The sequence below is a fragment of the Roseomonas aerilata DSM 19363 genome (assembly GCF_000711725.1).
GTDB lineage: Bacteria > Pseudomonadota > Alphaproteobacteria > Acetobacterales > Acetobacteraceae > Roseomonas > Roseomonas aerilata.
The window spans coordinates 15,763-33,979 of sequence record NZ_JONP01000011.1; the positions used below are offsets into that span (position 1 = coordinate 15,763).

The following is an 18,217-nucleotide window of genomic DNA, read 5'->3' on the forward strand; positions in this document are numbered from 1 at the left end:
TTCAGGGCCGGTGCAGCAGGGCGGCGACGGCGAGGAGGAGCCAGCCGAGCATGAGCAGCATCCCCCCTGTCGGCGCGACGCCGCCGAGGCTGCGCCCGGTGAGCGCCACGTTCCACACGGCGCCGCAGAAGAGGATCATCCCAAGAAGGAAGGCGATCCCCGCCCCGCCCGTCGCCCAGCCGCCCCAGCGATCCGCGAGGATGCCGGCCGCGATCAGCGCCAGCGCGTGCCAGCCCTGCTGGGTGAGGGCGTTGTCGATCATCCGCGTGCGGGCGGGGTCGAGCGCGAGCCCGTGGGCGGCCCAGGCCGAGAGGGCGACGGCGAGCAGGCCGGCGAGGGCGCCGGCCGCGATCAGGATGCGCGACATGGGGTGGGGTTAGCAGAGGCGGGGGCTGGCGGGGAGCCGCGGCTTGCGCAGGGCGGGCCGGCGGATTCCTATGCGCCCTCCCGCAAGGAGGCCCCTTCCCCGATGATCACGCTCGCGAGCCGCCTGGACGGGGTCGCCCCCTCGGCCTCCGCCACGATGACGCAGCGCGCGCGCGAGCTGGCCGTGACGGGTGAGCGCGTGATCGGCCTCTCCCAGGGGCAGCCGGACTTTCCCACGCCCGACCACGCGATCGAGGCGGCGCACCGCGCTGCGCTCGAAGGCCAGACGAAATACCCGCCCATCGCCGGCACGCCCGCGCTGAAGGAGGCGATCCGGCGGAAGTTCAGCCGGGAGAACGGGCTGGACTACGCGGCCGACGAGATCCTCGTCTGCAACGGCGGCAAGCAGGTTCTCTACAACGCGATGATGGCGACCCTGAACCCGGGAGACGAGGTGGTGATCCCCCGCCCCTTCTGGATCAGCTACGCCGACATGGCCGTGCTGGCAGGGGGCGTGGCCGTGCCGGTGGATTGCCCGCAGGGGAACGGCTTCAAGCTCCGCCCGGAGGACCTGGAGGCCGCGATCACGCCCCGGACGCGCTGGGTGATGCTGAACTTCCCGAACAACCCGACGGGCGCCGCCTGCTCCCGCGCCGAGATGCGGGCGCTCGCCGACGTCATCCTGCGCCATCCGCACGTCATGGTGCTGACGGACGACATGTACGAGCACCTCCTCTACGACGGCGGCGCCTTCTGCACGATCGCCGAGGTGGAGCCGGCGCTGCGCGAGCGCACCCTGACCGTGAACGGCGTCTCCAAGACCTACGCGATGACGGGGTGGCGGATCGGCTATTGCGGCGGGCCGCGCGCGCTGATCCAGGGCATGACGAACATGCAGGGCCAATCGACCAGCGGCGCCTCCGCCATCAGCCAGGCCGCCGCTGCCGCCGCGCTGGACGGGCCGCAGGGCCTCGTGGCGGAGCGGACGGAGTCATTCCGCCGCCGCCGGGATGTGGCGGTAGAGATGCTGAACGCGGCGCCGGGCATTCGCTGCCACCGGCCGGAAGGCGCCTTCTACCTCTTCCCCGACGTCTCAGGCCTCATCGGCCGCACGAGCCGCGGCGGACGACTGATCGCCAACGATGCGGACCTCGCCATGGCGCTGCTTGAGGAGGCGAAGGTTGGCACGGTGCAGGGCGCCGCCTATGGCATGAGCCCGCACCTGCGGATCTCCTACGCGCTCGATACCGAGACCCTGCGGGAGGGCTGCGCGCGCATCCAGGAGTTCTGCCGCGGATTGAACCGATAGCGCGTGTAACGGCCCCGAACCCGGGTCGCCGATCGCCGACGCCGGGTGGGGCTCACGTCGGCGCCGCGTCCGACGACATCACCACGGATAACCTGAAGCCGCGCAGGAGGCCTGCTTCCCCCTCGGACGGGTCGGCCGGCATGACCACCACGGGAGAACTCTCCCCGATCTCCGCCAACACCCCGGGCAGGCTGATGGCGGTGACCAGCCCCCTCACGTGCCGGATCGCGTCCTCCTCCTGCGCGTCCGCGCCGAACGGCAGCGTCGCGGTTCCCTCCGGTTCCGGCACGGCCTCAGGCCCGGCCGCGATGCTGAAGCCCCGGATGGCGAGCCCGCCCTGCTTCCTCTCCACGACCCAGCCGCCTATCCCGCCGCTGCCGGAGGCGCCCTCCGGTCGCGCTTCGAGCCAGAACAGCGGCGGCAGAGCGTCCAGCACGGCGGGCGAGCGCGACACCTCGGAGAGAGCCAGCCCCCGCGCCAGTTCCGCGATGCTGTCGTCGATCGCCGCCGCCGGCGCTCCCTCGGCGCGCAGGCGCCGCGCCGCACGCCGGGCCTCGACCGGGGCGTGCTCCCCAAGCATGGCAGCCAGCAGGCCGCCCTCAGGGAACCTCGCTCTTGGCCTTCCCTGCATCGTCCGCCTCCTCCGTGATGCCGAGTGATGCCCCAGGGCGGGGGACCGCGCCAACCCGCCGCCCCGACGACCGCGATGAGGGCTCGACGCGGGCCGGGTTCGCCAACCGCCGCATGATCGGCTTTACAGAGGTCGATCTTTCTTGGGGAGGAAGCGATGCGTCATTGGTTACTGGCGAGCCTGCTGCTCCTCGGCAGCACCGGCAGCAGGGCCGAGGGCCCGGCGGATCGGCGGGCGGCGGCCCAGCGCGTGGCCGAGGACACGATCAGGGAGCTGGTGAGCGGCCCGGTGAGCTTCCGGAACGTCGCGGCCTTCCGGCAGGGCACGCCGCGTGCGGTGGCGGTTTGTGGAGGGGTGAGGATCGGGGCCGCATCCGGTCCCCTCACGCCCTTCATCGTGGTCGTCACCTACCGGGACGAGGAGAGCGAGGGCGCCACCGTCACGCCGATCCTCGCCACGACTGGCGAGGGCGCCGCCCGCGTCACGTCCGAGACCGCGAGCCGCTGCCGCGAGGGAGGAGGTCCGCCGCCCCGCGGCGCCGGCCCGCCAGCACCGGTCCCTGGCGAGGGGAATCTCCGGCAGCAGGAAACCCGGCAGGAGCGTCCGGCCCCACCGCCACCGTCCTCGGCCGACGGCGCCAGCCGGGGCGACACCGTGACGGCACGCCTGCCCGGTAGCCTGCGAAGCAGTCCCAATGGGCGCGGGGCCTTCATCGGCGTCCTGCGGGCCGGCACCAGCGTCACGATCTACGGGACCGCACCGGGCGGCTGGTACCAGGTGGGCGACGCCTCCGGCCCTAGCGGCTGGGTCCATGGTAGCCGGCTGTTCGGCAGGCCGTAGGAGCCGACGGGTTCCGAACGTGCTCGGTGGCCTGCACCGCTGGCCCCTGCCTTGCTTCACGCCCTGGGTGAGACGGTGCGCGGGCACCGCGAAGGAGGCTCTGGCGTCATGGCGATGAGCGGAACCCGGCGGCTGCGATGGTTCGTGGCGGCGCTCGCCGCGGCGATGGGCCTGCCCATGCTCGCGAGCGCGCAGGTCCTGCCCGGCCCAACCCTCGCGGGCATCCGCGCGAAGGGCATCCTCGATTGCGGCGCCAACCCTGGCTCGCCCGGCTTCGGCGTGCCGGACAGCCGGGGCGAGCACCGCGGCATGGACCCCGACATCTGCCGCGCCATCGCGGCGGCGACCCTCGGCGATCCCGCGAAGGTGCGCTTCACGGTGCTCACGAGCCAGTCCCGCATCCCCGCGCTCCAGTCCGGGCAGGTCGATATCGTCGCCCGCACCTTCACCTGGACCATGGCGCGGGAGGCCGGTTCCGGCCTGCAATTCGGCCCGATCATCTTCCATGACGGCCAGGGCTTCATTATCCGCCACGCGGCGGGGGTGGAGCGGGCGGCGCAGCTCGGCGGCGCCACCATCTGCGTCACTGCCGGTTCCACCAACGAGCTGAACCTGGCGGACTGGGCGCGCACCAACCGCCTCTCGATCCACCCGCTGGTCTTCGAGAGCAACGAGGACACGCGCAAGGCCTACGCCGCCGGCCGCTGCGACAGCTACACGCTGGATGCGAGCCAACTTGCGGGCTTCCGCAGCGCCCTCGACCGGCCGGACGACCACGTGATTCTGCCCGACATCATCAGCAAGGAACCGCTCGCCCCCGCCGTGCGGAAGGGCGACCCGCAGTGGTACGACATCATGCGCTGGACGGTGTACGCCCTCATCCTCGCGGAGGAGTTGGGCGTCACCGCCGCCAACGCGGAGCCGATGCTCGAAAGCCCGAACCCCGACATCCGACGCCTGCTGGGCGTGACCGGCGATTTCGGCCCCTCGATCGGCCTCGACCGCCGCTGGGCCCTCAACGCCATCCGCGCCGTCGGGAACTACGGCGAGATCTTCGAGCGGCATCTCGGCGTGAACACGCCAGTAGGCCTCAGGCGCGGGGTGAACGACCTCTGGAGCCGCGGCGGGATCCTCTACGCGCCGCCGATCCGCTGAGGCTCCGGCTTAGCGCTGGCTCTTTGTCTCGGCCATCCGCTTGCCCAGCATCCCCGCGACGGCGGCGACGCCGAGCGCGCCGAGCACGGCGCCGGCCATCACATGGGTCGCCACCACACCCGCGGCGTGAAGGCCGAGCAGTGCGCTGCGGAAGGGGCGGAAGGGGTTGGGGAGCATCAGCGCATCCCCCCAAGCGCGCGGCGGCCGAGAAGGATGCCGGCGGCGAGGGCGGTGCCGAGCGGGATCCCGATGCTAAGGCCCGTCAGCGACAGGGCGAAGGAGGCGATGATCGGCATTGGAGAGGCTCCCGTTTCCGGGCACTGACCTGGGCCTGTCTTGCCGGAGCGAAAGGGCGCCTCCGCTTCACGTGGGGCGGAGGCGGCGTGTCAGGCGCCCCGCATGGCCGGCACCAGCAGCCCGGTATTGTGCCGGATAAGGGCCTCGTAGGTCGGCGCGGGGCCGTCGGGCGGCGATAGCGAGTCCGAGTAGAGCCGGCCGCCGACCCGCACGCCCGCTTCCCGTGCCAGCCGTTCCAGCGTCGCGGGATTGGCCATGTTCTCGAGGAAGACGGCCGTGATCCCCTCCGCCCGCACCTGGCGGATGAGGGCGGCAACCCCGGCGGCGGAGGGCTCGGCATGGGTGCTCACGCCCTGGGGCGCGAGGAAGCGGATGCCGTAGGCCGCACCGAAATAACCAAAGGCATCGTGACTGGTGAGAACCTTCCGCCGGGCCTCCGGGACCGCGGCGAAGGCGGCGCGGCACTCGGCGTCGAGTGCGAGGGAGCGGGCGGAGGCGGCCTCGGCGTTGCGGGCATAGAGGGCGGCATTGCCGGGATCGGCGGCGGAGAGGCCGGACACGATGTTGCGGAGATAGAGAGGGATGTTGCGCGGGTCTCCCCAGGCATGGGGATCGCGGGACGGCCCGGCGTCACGGCGCGCGCCGTGGTCGTGGCGGCGCTCCTCCCCCGCCGGGCGGGGCGTGACGCCGTCGCTGGCGGTGACGGAGGTGCCGCCGAAGCCCGCGGCGCCCGTGAGCCGGCGCAGCCAGTCGTCGAAGCCGAGGCCGTTGCGGACCAGCAGGGCGGCACCGCGAAGCCGCTCGGCATCGGAGGGCCGTGGCTGGAAATCGTGCGCGTCCGCGTCGGGGCCGACGAGGATCGTGAGGGCCAGCCGTCGTTCCCCCGCTACCTGCCGGACGAGGTCGCCCAGGATGGAGAAGCTCGCGACGGCCGGCAGCGCGGCCTGGGCTGCCGCTCGACGGATGGCGGGAATGGCGAGGGCGGCGGTGAGAAAGGCGCGGCGCTGCATGGGAATCTCATTCATACGTTATAACATAACATCACCATATAGCGGAAAACGCCGCGCGTCCAACCCGCGCCTCAGCGCTTGCGGCGGAACAACCCGCGAAGGCGGTCCCAGAGGCCCCCACCAGGGGTGGCCCCTCGGCGCGCGATGCTGCCGTGGCTGACATGTGGCCGCCGGGAGGGCGGCGGCAGGGCGCTGGCGACGGTATGCCGCCCGGAATCCTCCAGCGCGATCAGCCGCTGCTCGAGCGCGATGACGCCTGCCACGGCGTCCGGCGGATGGCTGGCCGCGAGCTGCTCGGCCGTGGTGCCGGCGTCCTCAAAGGCTTCGGCGCGGCGGAGGGCATCCACCACGCGGATCGTCTGCTCGGCGTCGAGCGGCGGGCCGGCGCGCCAGAGGGCCACGGCGTCCCCTCGCCAGGCGCGGGCGAGATCCGGCTTGCGCGCGTCATCCGCCGCCCAGGCGGCCTGGAGCGTGGCCTCGGCCGCCGCGTGCAGGGCGCCTGTTTCCTCCAGCACATAGGCATAGGCGAGGAAGCGGCGGGAGAGCGGGGGATGGCTGGTATCGGCGATCAGCGCGCGGAAAGGCGCGGTGCCCACCGCCTCGACTGCCGCCGGATGGGCATGGGCGATCTCGGGCGCGACGTAGCCGCAATGGGGGCACTGCTGCAGCCAGGAGGCCATGGTGCTGCGCAGCGGCTCTCCGGGCCGCAGATCCAGGTCCGGTGCGCTCTCGGGCGGCATGGCGCGGAAACGGGTCTGGCGGCTGGTCGTGCCGCAGACAGCGCAGCGCACCTCGGCCGCGCGCAGGTTACCGGGGCGGGGCCCGGGCTGCGGGCCGTTGCGCGCGGCATGGAACGGGCCAGGGGTTGGACGGTTCATCGCTTCCTAAGTAGGCGTCCGAAGCGCCCAAGCGAAGGGGTTTTAACGGGCGGAAAACGACGGCGTTGATCTCGCCGCCCTGTTGCGCCGGTGCCGCCCGCCCTGGCAAACAGGGCGCCATGCCGCGCGGCGACCTTTTCCCCGATATTGCGCCCTACGAGACCGGTTTGCTGCCGCTCTCCCATTCCGGCGAGGGCACGCCCGGCGGGCCGTCCCACGTCATGTACTGGGAGCAGGTGGGCAACCCGCGCGGGCAGCCCGTGCTCTTTCTCCATGGTGGGCCGGGCGCGGGGGCGGGCGCGGTGCATCGCCGCTTCTTCGACCCGCTCCACTGGCGCGTGGTGATCTTCGACCAGCGCGGCGCCGGCCGCTCCCGCCCCCTGGGCGAGTTGCGGGAGAACACGACGCCGCACCTCGTCAGCGACATCGAGACGCTCCGGCGCTTCCTCGGGATCGAGCGCTGGCTGCTCTTCGGCGGTTCCTGGGGCTCCACCCTCGCCCTTGCCTACGCGCAGGCGCATCCGGAGCGGGTGGCGGGCTGCGTGCTGCGCGGCGTCTTCCTCGGCCGGGACGACGAGGTGGAGTGGTTCCTCTACGGCCTGAAGCGCGTCTTCCCCGATGCCTGGGCCGCCTTCGCCGAGCACGTGCCGCCGGCGGAGCGGGGCGACCTCCTCGGCGCCTATCTGCGGCGCCTGACGGATCCCGATCCTGCCGTCCACATGGCGGCCGCCCGGGCCTGGAGCAATTACGAGGGGCTGTGCAGCACCCTCCTGCCGAGCCCCGAGACGGTCGCCTCCTTCGCGCAGGACCGCTCCGCCCTCGGCCTCGCGCGGATCGAGGCGCACTACTTCGCGCATAACCTCTTCCTGCCGCCCGAGGGCCTCCTCGCCGGGATGCACCGGCTGGCGCATGTCGGCGCGGAGATCGTCCAGGGCCGCTACGACATGGTCTGCCCGCCCACCTCCGCCTTCGAGCTCGCCGAGGCCTGGCCAATGGCGCGGCTGACGGTGGTGCCCGATGCCGGGCACTCCGCGCTGGAGCCCGGCGTGCGGACCGCGCTCGTTTCGGCCGTGGAGCGCTTCCGGCGGCGCTGAGTGCGGGGCTTCAGGCCGTGCGGGCGAGCCAGCCGGCGCCGGCCGCGATCGCCCGGCGGGCGGCGGCCACGTGGTCCCGCGCGCGGAGAAAGCCGTGCAGCGTGCCGGGGAAGGTCTCCTCCTCCACCGTGACGCCAGCCTCGCGCAGGGCGCGGGCCATGGCGCGGTTCTCGTCCGAGAGCACGTCCAACTCGGCGATCTGCACGCGGCAAGGCGGAAGGCCCCGGAGGTCGGCCCGGATCGGCGCGGCATAGGGTGAGAGGCGGTCGGCGGGGTTAGGCGCGTAGCAGTCCCAGAAGAAGCGCATCCGCTCCGCCGTCAGCCCGTAGCCATCGGCGAACTCGGCGTAGCTCGGCGTGGCCATGCGGTCGTCGAAGACGCCGTAATCCAGCAGCAGGCCGCGCAGGCGGAGCCCGGGATCGGATTGCCGCAGCAGGAGCGCGGCGCCGAGCGCAAGGTTGGCGCCGGCCGAATCACCCCCGAGAACGATGCGGGAGGGGTCGAGGCCCCATTCGGCGCCGTGGGCCGCCACCCAGCGGACGACCGCCGCGACCTCCTCCAGCGCCTGCGGAAAGGCGGCCTCGGGGCTCAGCGCATAGTCGGGGGCGATAACGGCACAGCCCGAGCCGGCGGCGAGGCTGCGGACCAGCGGATCATGCGTGTCGATGCTGCCCCAGACCCAGCCGCCGCCGTGAAGATGCACGAGCACCGGCAGCGGCTCGGCGTCGCTCGGGCGGTGCAGCCGGCAGAGCAGCCGGCGGCCGCGGACCGGCAGCCAGCGATCCGAGCTCTCGGCCATGGCGGGCTCGGGGTTGGACAACGTGAGATTGAGCGCCTCGTTCTCGGCGCGGGTGGCGTCCAGCGGCCGTTCCAACCGCTGCGGGGGAAGGGCGGCGCGGCCGGCCATCATCTCGGTGAAGGCGGCCATCTCAGGGTCGAGGCGGGGATCTTGCGGCATGAGGCGGAGTGAGGGCCGGTTTGGCGGGGGGTTCAAGAGCCCGGCCCTTTCCCGGGCGTCGCCGTGACGCTAGGCTACGCGGGCGTGTCTCCGTAGCTCAGCAGGATAGAGCACGGGATTCCTAATCCCGGGGCCGTGGGTTCGAATCCCGCCGGGGACACCACCTCCTCCCGCCTTCAGGACGGGCCGCTTTCTGCGGGCCGGTGGCGGTCGAGTTCCTTCAGGTGCCGCTGCCGGTCCGCCTCGGGCATGAAGGCGCTGAGGAAGCTGTTTCGCGCGAAGCCCCAGAGATCCTCGTCCGAGAAGCCCAGCGCCCGCTGAATGGCGGCAAAGTTCTCGTTCACGTAACCGCCGAAATACGAGGGGTCGTCCGAGTTCACGGTCAGGCAGAGCCCCGCCTCGTGCAGCCGCCGGATGTTGTGCGCCTTCATATCCGGGAAAACGCGGAGCATCACGTTCGAGCAGGGGCAGACCGTCAGCGGCATCCCCGTATCGGCCAGGCGGCGCACGAGGTTTGGGTCCGCCTCGCAGCGCACGCCGTGGTCGATGCGGTCCACCTTCAGCTCGTCGATGGCCTCGCAGACGAAGTCGGCGCCGCCCTCCTCCCCGGCATGAATGGTCGTGCGCCAGCCGAGTTCCTCCCGCGCATGGGCATAGGCCCGGCGGAACTTGGCGGGGCGGTTCCCCTTCTCCGGCCCGCCCGTGCCCAGGCCGATGATCCGGTCCCGCCAGGGCCGGAGTTCGCGGAGCATGGACAGGGCATCGTCCTCGTCAAACTGGCGCTGGATGCCCGCGATGAGGCCGCCGGTCATACCGTGCTCGCGCGCCGCGTCGTCGAAAGCTCGCAGAATGTTGTCGATCACGTCGCCCAGCGCGATGCCGCGGCGAAGATGCGCCTGGGGGCTGATGAACACCTCGGCGTGCCGCACCCGGTCCTGCGCGGCGCGGTCGAGATAGGCCTTGGTCATCTCGTAGAAGTCCTCACCGGTCTGGAGCACCGTGAGGCCGAGATAGAAGAGGTCGAGGAAGGACTGCAGGTCCGTGAAGCTGTAGGCCGCTCGCAGCTCGTCGGTGCTGGCATAGGGAATGCGCAGCCCGTTACGATCCGCGAGGCGGAAGATCGTCTCGGGCTCCAGCGAACCCTCCAGGTGCATGTGCAGCTCGGCCTTCGGAAGCGCGGCGATGAAGGGCGAGATCGGGGCGTCGAACATCAGGGAACTCTCGCGAAGGGGGTCGGCGGCTGGACGGAATGCCGCTCGATCAGTTCGTGCGGCAGTACGGTGAGCGGTGCGGTCGGGCGCCCCTCGATAAGGGCGAGCAGACCCTCGACCGCGGCCTCGCCCATCCGCTCCCAGGGCATGTGCACCGTGGTCAGGGGCGGCTCCACGTAGCGGCCGAGGTCGGTGTCGCCGCAGCCGATGACGGACAGGTCCCGCGGCACGAGGAGGCCGCGGCGCTGGCACTCCGCGACAAGGCCGAGGGCCAGGATATCGCCCGTGCAGGCCACCGCGGTCGGGCGCTCCGCGCAGGAGAGCAGCCGGGCTGCGCCGTCGCGCACGGCGGTATTGTCGTAATCCTCGGTCAGCACGCGCCAGGCTTCCGGGAGGTCGAGGCCGAGCGCGCGGATTTCCTGCTCCGCCCCGGCGAAGCGCTCCGCCACGGCCGGGGTGTTGTGCAGCGGGCCGGAGAGCAGGGCGATCGCCCGGTGGCCCTGGCTGTGCAGGTGCCGCACCGCGACAGCCATGGCGCCCGCGTTGTCGAAGGCGACAGCCGGGGCGCCGGGCGGCAACAGCAGGGAGTCCTGCACCACCGCGGGAGTGCTCGTGCGAAGCAGCAGCGCCTCAAGCTCCGGCCCGATGGCCGTGCCGGTGAGGATGAGCCCGTCCACCCCGCGCTCCACCAGGTGCCGCACCTGCTGGTGCTGCCGGGCCGGGTCGCGCCGCGTGCAGTGGATGAGCAGCGCGTAGCCCGCCGCATCCAGCACCCGCTCGATCGCGGCGATCACCGGAGCGAAGAGCGGATTGGCGATGGTCGGCACCAGCAGGCCGATGCTGCCCGTCCGCTGCGACATCAGCGACCGCGCCTGCCGGTTGGGGATGTAGTCCAGCGCCACCATCGCCCGCTGCACCGCCTCCCGCTTGCTCTGCTGGACCAAGCCTGGCTGGTTCAGCACGCGGGAGACGGTGGCGATCGAGACCCCGGCGGCGGAAGCGACCTCCCGCACCGTGATCTTCGTGGGCGCGGACACCTCAGGCCGCGGCGTCGCGGTACTTCTGCACCGTGCGGAAACGGCTGAGCAGGTAGTCGCCGGAGCTGATCGGCTCGTATTTCGGCGGGTTCTCCGGAGACTGGCAGGTCGGCAGGCAGGCGACCGGCGCGTCGTAGTCGAGGTTGAAGAACATCGGGATGGAGAAGCGCTCCTTCCCCGTCCGGTTCACCACGCGGTGCAGGTTCGAGCGGTAGAGGTCGTTGGTCCAGCGCTGGAACAGGTCGCCGAGGTTGACGACCAGCGTGCCGGGGATGAAGGGCGCGCTGACCCATTCGCCGTCGCGCTTCTGCAGCTCCAGCCCGCCAATCGGATCCTGGGAGAGAAGGGTGATCATGCCGTAGTCGGAGTGCGGCGCGACGCCGAAGGCGTTCTCGTCCGTCACCGGCGGCTGCGGCGGGTAGTGGAAGAGGCGCATCTGCACGACGGGATTCGTGCACCACTGCAGGAAGTGCTCGGGCGGCATGTCGAGGCTGACGGCGAAGACGCGCGTAAGGCGCAGGCCGAGCGCCTTCGCGGCCTCGAAATAGGCCTCCGAGGCTTCCTTCAGCCACGGGCATTCGGCGGGCCAACGGTTGGGACCGTGCAGCGGCAACCCAGCCGCGACCGAGGGATGGTCGAGCGGCAGGTCCACGCCGATCTCGTAGCTCTCCTTGAGGTCGGGCGCGAAGCCGGGGTGCTGGTTGATGCCCTGCGGCATGAAGCCGCGGCGGAAGCGGTCATCCATGCGGTGCCCAAGCCGCTGCTCCGCCGGAAGGTCGAAGTAGCGCTTGGTGGCGTCGAACACGCCATCGAACACGTCCTGCGGGATGCCGTGGTTGCGCACGTAGAAGAAGCCCGTGGACAGGCAGGCCTGGCGCAGCTGCGCCGCGAGCGGGCCGAGGTCGCCGCCCTCGTTCAGGGCGGTGAGGTCGAGGACGGGGACCTCCTCGGCGGTGGCGGCACGGGGAGCGGTGGACATGGCTGTTTCTCCGGCGGGAGCGGGGATCAAAGGGAGACGGGCCGGTCGCCGGCCGTGTCCATCCAGAAGATGACGCGGCGCTGCACCGCCTGGACGATGGCGTGCAGCACGACACCGATCAGCGAGAGCACGACAAGGATGGCGAAGGTGCCGGCCATGTCGAAGTTGAAGTTCTTCTGCATCAGCAGGAAGCCGAGGCCGGCCTTGGCGCCGACGAACTCGCCGACGATGGCGCCGATGACCGAGAGAACGATGGCCACGTCCAGCCCCACGAAGATGTAAGGCAGCGCCGCCATCATCCGGACCATGCGGAACACCTGCCAGCGCGTGGCCGTGCAGGAGACGAGCATCTCGATCTGGTCCGCGGGCGCCGCGCGCAGCCCCATGATCGTGTTCGCCAGCAGCGGGAAGAAGGCGATGGTCGCGGTGATGATGATCTTGGAGCTGAGACCGTAGCCGAACCAGATGACGATGATCGGCGCCACCGCCACCTTCGGCAGGGTCTGGAAGGCCACGATGTAGGGATAAACGAGGCGCTCGGCCAAGGGCGAGAGCGCGACGATGAAGCCCAACGCCAATCCACCGAGGGAGCCGAGCGCAAAGCCGGCAACGATCTCCCAGAGCGTGATCAGCAGATGCCAGTGAAACTCAGCGGAGCCCACGGCCTCCCACAGCGCCACCACGATGGCCGAGGGGGGCGGGAGGACGATCTTGGAGATGGAAAGCAGGTGCACCGCCGCCTCCCACCCGCCGAAGACGAGCACGGCCATCAGCACGGGCAGCACCGGCCCGGCGGTCAGGGATCGCCCGCGCGTCATGCCGCGACCATCCCGCCGGCGCGGAAATGCGCGCGCAGGCGGCGCACGTAGCGGCCGAATTCCGGCGTGTTCTGCATGTCCAGGGTGCGCGGGCGCGGCAGGTCCACCTCCACCACCTCCACGATATGGCCGGGGCGCGGCGCCATGACGACGATGCGGTCGGCCAGGTAGATCGCCTCGGGGATGCTGTGGGTGACGAGCAGCACGGTCTTTCGCTTCTCGCTCCAGATGCGCTGCAGTTCCTCGTTCATGGTCTCGCGCGTCATCGCGTCCAGCGCCCCGAATGGTTCGTCCATGAGCAGGATGGACGGGTCGTGCACAAGCGCCCGGCAGATGCCGGCGCGCTGCTGCATCCCGCCAGAGAGCTCGGAGGGATACCGGTTCTCGAAGCCGTCGAGCTCGGCCATCGACAGGAGTTCTCGCGCCCTCGCGCGGGCGAGGGCAGGATCGAGCTTCTGCACCTTGGCCGGCAGCATCACGTTCTCCAGGATCGTGAGCCAGGGCAGCAGCACCGGGGCCTGGAACACCACGCCGAGCGCGGGGTTCGGCCCAGCGAGCGGCCGCCCCTGGATCGTCACCTCCCCCGCGGAGCGCGGCAGCAGCCCCGCGAGGATCTTCAGCAACGTGCTCTTGCCGCAGCCGCTGGGCCCGACGACCGTGACGAACTCGCCCTCGCGGATGTCGAGGTCGATCGCGGTCAGAGCCTGGACGCTGCTGCCGTCCTTGGCGGCGTAGGTCTTGGCGACCTGGCTGATGCGAAGGAAGGCGCCCTCCGCCATCAGGACTTGCACGCCGCGGCAGCAGCCTGCACGGCGGCGACATCGAAGCGGTTGATCTTCTCGAAATAGTCGGGGATCCGCACCATCATGGACGCCGCGCTGACGGGCTTATCGATCTGCTTGTTCTCTACCATGAAGCGGACCAGGCGGTCATAGACGGCCGGGTCCGCATTGCCCCAGAGCTTGCCGCCGTTGAGCGTGAAGGCGTCCTTCATGCTGTCGAGCTGGGCCTGCTGGGTATTGAGGTCCCAGCGCACCAGCGTCGCCGCGTCGGCGCCGGTGGGCTTGGTGGCGGGGTAGCGGTCCCAGTGCAGCTGGCGCGCGCAATCCGGGTTGGCCAGCGCGTAGACGGTCGCCTTGGCCATGCCGCGGGCGATGCCCGTGACCATGTCCGGGTTCCTATCCACCGTGCTCTGCATGACGGCCAGCGTGTAGTCCGGGTACCCGCGCCAGTCCTCGCCGATCAGCTTGCGCAGCTTCAGGCCGGCGTTCTCGAAGGAGGCGACGGCGGCCGCCCAGTAGAGCAGGCCCTGCACCCGGCCGGAGCGCATCGCCTCGATCGGCGGCGCACCGAGGCCGAGCGGAATCATTTCCACGTCCTTGGCGGGGTCCAGACCATTGCTGCGCAGGAAGCTGTTGAAATAGGCAATGCCGCCCGTGGCGAGGCTGAAGACGCCGATCGTCTTGCCCTTCAGGTCCTTCGCCGACTGAATCGGCCCGTCCGCGTTCACCGCCACGGACCAGTCGATGACGCCGTTGCCCATCGCGATGCGCACGGGAAGGTCGTTCTTGGAATTCGCCTGGACGATGACGCTCGCGTTGACCTCGCCGAACTCGGCATTGCCGCCGACCATCTGCTGGATGGACTGGAGCGAGGCCCCCACCGGCATCAGTTCGACGTCGTAGCCCTCCTCCCTCCAGTAGCCGAGGGTCAGCGGCAGGGTCAGCATCGGATAACCGACGTTCAGCACGGTGGTGCTGACGGCAATGCGGACCTTCTGCAGCGGCCTGTTCATCGCGCGTGCCGGGCGAGCCGTCGCGAGCGACAGGCCCGCCAGCGAGAGGCCGGACAGGCAAAGTGAGCGACGATCCATGGGTGCTCCGAACGATGGGGCCATCAGGGCGGGTGGGCGCGATCTGAAAGCGCTTTCAGCAAGACATGTGCCAGTTCGCGCGCCCTGGTGGAAGCGGGGGAGGCACGCCCCTGCGCGCCATGCCGGCCATGCCCGCGCGGCCACCGCAAGTCCGAGCCGGGCAGCCGCTGCTGCCCCTTACATCGCCTCGGGCAAGTGGTTGGCGAGGCGAACCGGACGCGGTTCCCCCTTCTTACAGATGCCAGTCATGGGCCGGCGCCTGCGACAGGCCGTGCGTCCCTTCGTCCTGGAGTGGCGTGGAGGCGAGCCGGTCGTGCGCGGGCGCGGGATCGCTCGCGAGGAACACGAGTGGCACCTCCGCGCCTTTCCCGGCCTGAACCGGGTGAGGCGCCCCCGGATGATCCGACAGGGCTTCCCCCACGGGGCGTTGAGCGGCGAGGTCCACCGCGCCGGCCGCGCGTCCAGCCTCGCCTCCCCCGGGTTGGGCAGACGGGATCATCAGGCCGGGGTCGAGGATGGAGACGACGAGGCCGGGGTCGGTCGCCTTCGCCACCGGGCCGGCATGGGCTGGTCCGTGGCCGGCGGAGGGCAGCACCTCCGCCTCCGGCACCACCGCCGGAGGGACGGCTGGCGGGGAACCGGAACCACCGGCCGCCGCCTTCGCCACCCCGCTCGCCTGCGGCGGACCGTGATCGGCGGGGAGCAGGTCCTGCACCGGCACCGACGGCTGCAGGATGGCCGGGGAGGAGGCCTTCCCCGCCCCGGCCGGTTCCACCGGCGCTGGCCCGTGAGCAGCCGCTGGGAGAGCGTCAAGCAACGGCGCCGCTGGCGGCAGAACGACCGAAGCCGGGTTGCCAACCGCCGCCGCACCCTCGGCGGGACCGTGGGCGACCACGGGGAGCGCATTGAGCAGCGGCGCCGCTGGCGGCTGAATGACCGAGGCCGGGTTACCAGCCGCCGCCGCACCTTCGGCGGGACCGTGGGCGACCACGGGGAGCGCATTGAGCGACGGCGCCGCTGGCGGCTGAATGACCGAAGCCGGGTTGCCAGCCGCCGGGCCCTCGGCGGGACGGTGGGCGACCACGGGGAGCGCATCGAGCAGCGGCGCCGCTGGCGGCTGAATGACCGAAGCCGGGTTGCCAGCCGCCGCACCCTCAGCGGGACGGTGGGCGGCCACGGGGAGCGCATCGAGCAGCGGTGCCGCTGGCGGCAGAACGACCGAAGCCGGGTTGCCAGCCGCCGCGCCCTCGGCGGGATGGTGGGCGACCACGGGGAGCGCATCGAGCAGCGGCGCCGCTGGCGGCAGAACGACCGAGGCTGGGTTGCCCGCCGCGCCCTCGGCATGGCCGTGGGCGGCCGTGGGGAGCGCATCCGCCACGGGCACCGGGCGCTGCGGGGTGGCGGAAGAGGCTGTGTTGCCGGCCGCGGGCACCACTGGAACCGCGTGCGCCGGAGCGGTCTCCGCCGCGGTCGGCGTGCTCGACGCGGGCGGCAGGGCAGTGGAGGACGAACCCTGACCCACCGCTACCGCGGGCTGATCGGCCCGCGCCGGACCGTGGCCCACCGCTGCCAGGGCTTCCGGCGCCGTTGCCGCGGGCGAGGAGCTGGCGCCGGGCTTCACGACCGGGCTCGCCTGCGCCGCCCCGTGGCCGGCGACCGGCAAGGCATCCAACACCGCCGCCGCAGGCGTCAACACGGCGGCAACCGGGCGGCCCACGGCCGTCTCCGTGGTGGGGCTCGCGGTCGCGCCGTGGCCGGACGCGGGCAGCGCATCCAACACCGCCGCCGCGGGGGTAAGGACCGCCGATGCGGGCGCGCCAACCGGCGCCTTCGTCACCGGGCTGACCGCCGCGCCGTGATCGACCTTGGGCAGTGCATCGAGCACCGATGACGCTGGCGTCGGCACCGCTGAGGGCACGTTACTCGCGGGCGCCTTCGTGACCGGGTCGGCAGCCGCAGCGTGGTCGGCGACCGACAGGACCTCGGGCACCGTCGCCGCCTTTCCAGCCTTGGGGCCCGCGTGGTCGTTGGCCGCGTTCGAACCCTGGCTCCCGTTTGCCCGGTTCCCCTGCTCCACCTCCGCCGATGCGTTCGAGGACCTGGACGCGGAAGTTCCCGACCCGGTGTCCGAGGAGGTCTTGTCGGACGGCGAGGCATCCTCCCGCCCCCGGTCCTCCACCGCCGGATGAGCCGCCACCCGCGCCTCGCCCTGATCCGTGACGGATGCCGATTGCACAGCCGCCTTCACCACTTCGCTCTCGGCCGTGCCCTGGCTTGCCTGCGCCCGCTCCCGCACCTCCACCACGGCGGAGTTCCAGGACGGGGCGGCCGAAGACCGGTCGTAAGCGGCCTTGTCCAGCGAGGATGCGGCTGCCTGCGCCGGATGCGAGATCGTCGCGTGCTCCAGCGACGGTGCCAGGGCCTGGAAGGCGGGTCCCTTGCCGGTGGAATTGCCGCTATCGCTTGCCGGCGCAGAGGTTGGCTGAGCCGCAGCGGGGGCTGGCGCGGGGGCAGCCTCCCTGCCTGCAGGACGCGCCTCCGCTCGCGCAGCCTCGCCCCCCGCCGCTGGTTGGCCTGCCCCCGATTCGGGCAGGGCGTCCTGGCGGTCGGACTGAACCGCGGGCGGGGCCGGTGCGGCGGCGCTGCCGGTCGCGGCCGCCTGGGCGGGCTGCACGGGCGGAGCAATCCAGAGTTCCGGAGAACCGAGAGGGAGGTGCCCAGGAGTTCCCAACTCGGTCAGCGGCTGGGCGGCGCGCAGCGCGGCCGGCGCGCCGAGGAGGTCCGAGGAGGCGAGCGATGGCCCCGCGGGTGCGGCGTCGAGGGCCCGCGTGGCCACCCCGCCGCTCCCGAAGACGTGGACGGCGGTGAGGCTGCCCGACCAGGCGTGGTGCAGCAAGGACTGTGCGCCGTCGCCTTCATCTGCCAGCGCCGGATTCGCCCAGGCATGCTCCGCGCCCGCCAGCAGGGGCGCGAGGAGCGTGACCCCGCCAAGTCCGGAACCCTGGGCGAGCCATCCCTGGCGCGCGCCCTGCTCCGCATGATCGGAAGCCGCGGCTGAGCGCGGATGGTCCGAGCCGCCGATCCCCGCCAGGGCCCCCTCGATCGAGTTCGTACGCGGGCGCGTCGAACCCGGCGCCTTCTTCCGCTTGCGCTTGCCCTCGCCCCTCTTTGCATCGCCATCGGCCTCGATGTCTTCCTCAAGGAAGGGCTGATCGAGTTCCGCAAGGTCACCGTCCGCGTTCAGCGCGGCGGGATCCTCAGAATCTTTCCGGTCGAACACCAAATTCTCCCGCCCGAGACTTTGGATGAACTACGGCAGCATCGTAGAACATTCCGTTTTTTCAGCGGCGCTTTGCTGATCATTTTGATCAACATCTCGGCGCGACGGGACAGTAACTCTTACTTCCGACCTCAGAACCCTCTTTCCACGCCCAATCAGAAGTATGGCGGGAACGTGATATAATATTGCAATTTCCGTTTTATTTTAGATTATGGTCGCGTATTCTTCCCAAGGAATAAGAGGACCACAAGAAACCGTTGCGCCACAGGACTGTCGTGTTGAAGGGTTCCGGTTCATCTGTGACACAACCAGCAGTAGGGTGAACCGCTGAATGACCAGGGCTGAAAATGGCCCTTGGCTGCCCATGGTTACTCTGGAAGCGCGGAGCAGGAGCGGATCAGCCGGCGCTCCGGGTTCCACCCAGCCGCGGCCAGCCAGCATGCAAAGCCAAACAAGGCGATAAAGGCGCCTCGGGCCATAC

Annotated in this window: 17 protein-coding genes and 1 tRNA gene; 5 read left to right on the plus strand and 13 right to left on the minus strand. The window is 71.2% G+C overall.

Annotated elements, in window-relative coordinates:
- Position 1: 1 nt before the first annotated feature.
- Positions 2-367: a DUF423 domain-containing protein gene (locus tag BO39_RS14095; RefSeq protein ID WP_043834356.1), complete on the minus strand. Its 366-nt coding sequence runs from the start codon at positions 365-367 to the stop codon at positions 2-4.
- 102 nt (positions 368-469) lie between these two features.
- Here BO39_RS14095 and BO39_RS14100 point away from each other — a divergent pair, with 102 nt between their 5' ends.
- Positions 470-1,675 carry a pyridoxal phosphate-dependent aminotransferase gene (locus tag BO39_RS14100; protein WP_043834359.1) on the plus strand — a complete coding sequence of 402 codons (1,206 nt, stop codon included), beginning with the start codon at positions 470-472 and terminating at the stop codon, positions 1,673-1,675.
- 52 nt (positions 1,676-1,727) lie between these two features.
- On the opposite strand, the gene BO39_RS14105 is transcribed toward BO39_RS14100, so the two are convergent.
- Positions 1,728-2,306, minus strand: coding sequence for a hypothetical protein (locus BO39_RS14105; RefSeq protein WP_043834361.1), 579 nt, complete (start codon positions 2,304-2,306; stop codon positions 1,728-1,730).
- Positions 2,307-2,462: 156 nt separating this feature from the next.
- On the opposite strand from BO39_RS14105, the gene BO39_RS14110 reads away from it, so the two are divergent.
- Both BO39_RS14110 and BO39_RS14115 read left to right on the plus strand, forming a co-directional pair.
- Entirely contained in the window at positions 2,463-3,146 is a 684-nt protein-coding gene (locus BO39_RS14110) for an SH3 domain-containing protein (protein ID WP_043834363.1), read from the plus strand.
- Positions 3,147-3,254: 108 nt separating this feature from the next.
- Positions 3,255-4,301: an amino acid ABC transporter substrate-binding protein gene (locus BO39_RS14115; protein ID WP_245615162.1), complete on the plus strand. Its 1,047-nt coding sequence runs from the start codon at positions 3,255-3,257 to the stop codon at positions 4,299-4,301.
- A 9-nt stretch (positions 4,302-4,310) separates the two neighbouring features.
- On the opposite strand, the gene BO39_RS32610 is transcribed toward BO39_RS14115, so the two are convergent.
- From BO39_RS32610 to BO39_RS14125, 3 genes are all read right to left on the minus strand, one after another.
- Complete coding sequence (locus BO39_RS32610; protein WP_156963687.1) at positions 4,311-4,478, minus strand: hypothetical protein; 168 nt, start codon at positions 4,476-4,478, stop codon at positions 4,311-4,313.
- Positions 4,479-4,687: 209 nt separating this feature from the next.
- A complete protein-coding gene (locus BO39_RS14120; protein ID WP_084698110.1) occupies positions 4,688-5,608 on the minus strand; it encodes a metal ABC transporter solute-binding protein, Zn/Mn family in 921 nt (306 codons plus the stop codon).
- Between the two features lie 71 nt (positions 5,609-5,679).
- Positions 5,680-6,486 (minus strand): hypothetical protein, encoded by an 807-nt coding sequence (locus BO39_RS14125; protein ID WP_245615164.1) that lies wholly within the window; start codon positions 6,484-6,486, stop codon positions 5,680-5,682.
- A 119-nt stretch (positions 6,487-6,605) separates the two neighbouring features.
- Here BO39_RS14125 and pip point away from each other — a divergent pair, with 119 nt between their 5' ends.
- On the plus strand, positions 6,606-7,580 hold the full coding sequence (gene pip / locus BO39_RS14130) for a prolyl aminopeptidase (protein WP_043834368.1): 975 nt from the start codon (positions 6,606-6,608) through the stop codon (positions 7,578-7,580).
- A gap of 10 nt (positions 7,581-7,590) precedes the next feature.
- Here the strand turns inward: pip and BO39_RS14135 are convergent, their stop codons facing one another.
- Complete coding sequence (locus tag BO39_RS14135) at positions 7,591-8,538, minus strand: alpha/beta hydrolase (RefSeq protein WP_043834370.1); 948 nt, start codon at positions 8,536-8,538, stop codon at positions 7,591-7,593.
- A gap of 86 nt (positions 8,539-8,624) precedes the next feature.
- Here BO39_RS14135 and BO39_RS14140 point away from each other — a divergent pair.
- A tRNA-Arg gene (locus BO39_RS14140) sits at positions 8,625-8,701 on the plus strand.
- A 13-nt stretch (positions 8,702-8,714) separates the two neighbouring features.
- Here the strand turns inward: BO39_RS14140 and BO39_RS14145 are convergent.
- The 7 genes from BO39_RS14145 to BO39_RS14175 all read right to left on the minus strand — a co-directional run bounded on the left by BO39_RS14145 (position 8,715) and on the right by BO39_RS14175 (position 17,736).
- Positions 8,715-9,749, minus strand: a complete 1,035-nt coding sequence (locus BO39_RS14145) for an adenosine deaminase (protein ID WP_043834373.1) — start codon at positions 9,747-9,749, stop codon at positions 8,715-8,717.
- Positions 9,749-10,786: a LacI family DNA-binding transcriptional regulator gene (locus BO39_RS14150; protein WP_043834375.1), complete on the minus strand. Its 1,038-nt coding sequence runs from the start codon at positions 10,784-10,786 to the stop codon at positions 9,749-9,751. The genes BO39_RS14145 and BO39_RS14150 overlap by 1 nt, the downstream gene beginning before the upstream one ends.
- Before the next feature lies 1 nt (position 10,787).
- Positions 10,788-11,765, minus strand: coding sequence for an isopenicillin N synthase family dioxygenase (locus BO39_RS14155; RefSeq protein ID WP_043834379.1), 978 nt, complete (start codon positions 11,763-11,765; stop codon positions 10,788-10,790).
- 26 nt (positions 11,766-11,791) lie between these two features.
- Positions 11,792-12,583, minus strand: a complete 792-nt coding sequence (locus tag BO39_RS14160) for an ABC transporter permease (RefSeq protein WP_043834382.1) — start codon at positions 12,581-12,583, stop codon at positions 11,792-11,794.
- A complete protein-coding gene (locus BO39_RS14165) occupies positions 12,580-13,374 on the minus strand; it encodes an ABC transporter ATP-binding protein (protein WP_245615166.1) in 795 nt (264 codons plus the stop codon). The genes BO39_RS14160 and BO39_RS14165 overlap by 4 nt, the downstream gene beginning before the upstream one ends.
- Positions 13,362-14,456 (minus strand): ABC transporter substrate-binding protein, encoded by a 1,095-nt coding sequence (locus BO39_RS14170; protein WP_211257454.1) that lies wholly within the window; start codon positions 14,454-14,456, stop codon positions 13,362-13,364. Before BO39_RS14170 ends, BO39_RS14165 begins: the two co-directional genes overlap by 13 nt.
- 232 nt (positions 14,457-14,688) lie before the next feature.
- Entirely contained in the window at positions 14,689-17,736 is a 3,048-nt protein-coding gene (locus BO39_RS14175; protein ID WP_043834386.1) for a hypothetical protein, read from the minus strand.
- Positions 17,737-18,217: the final 481 nt, after the last annotated feature.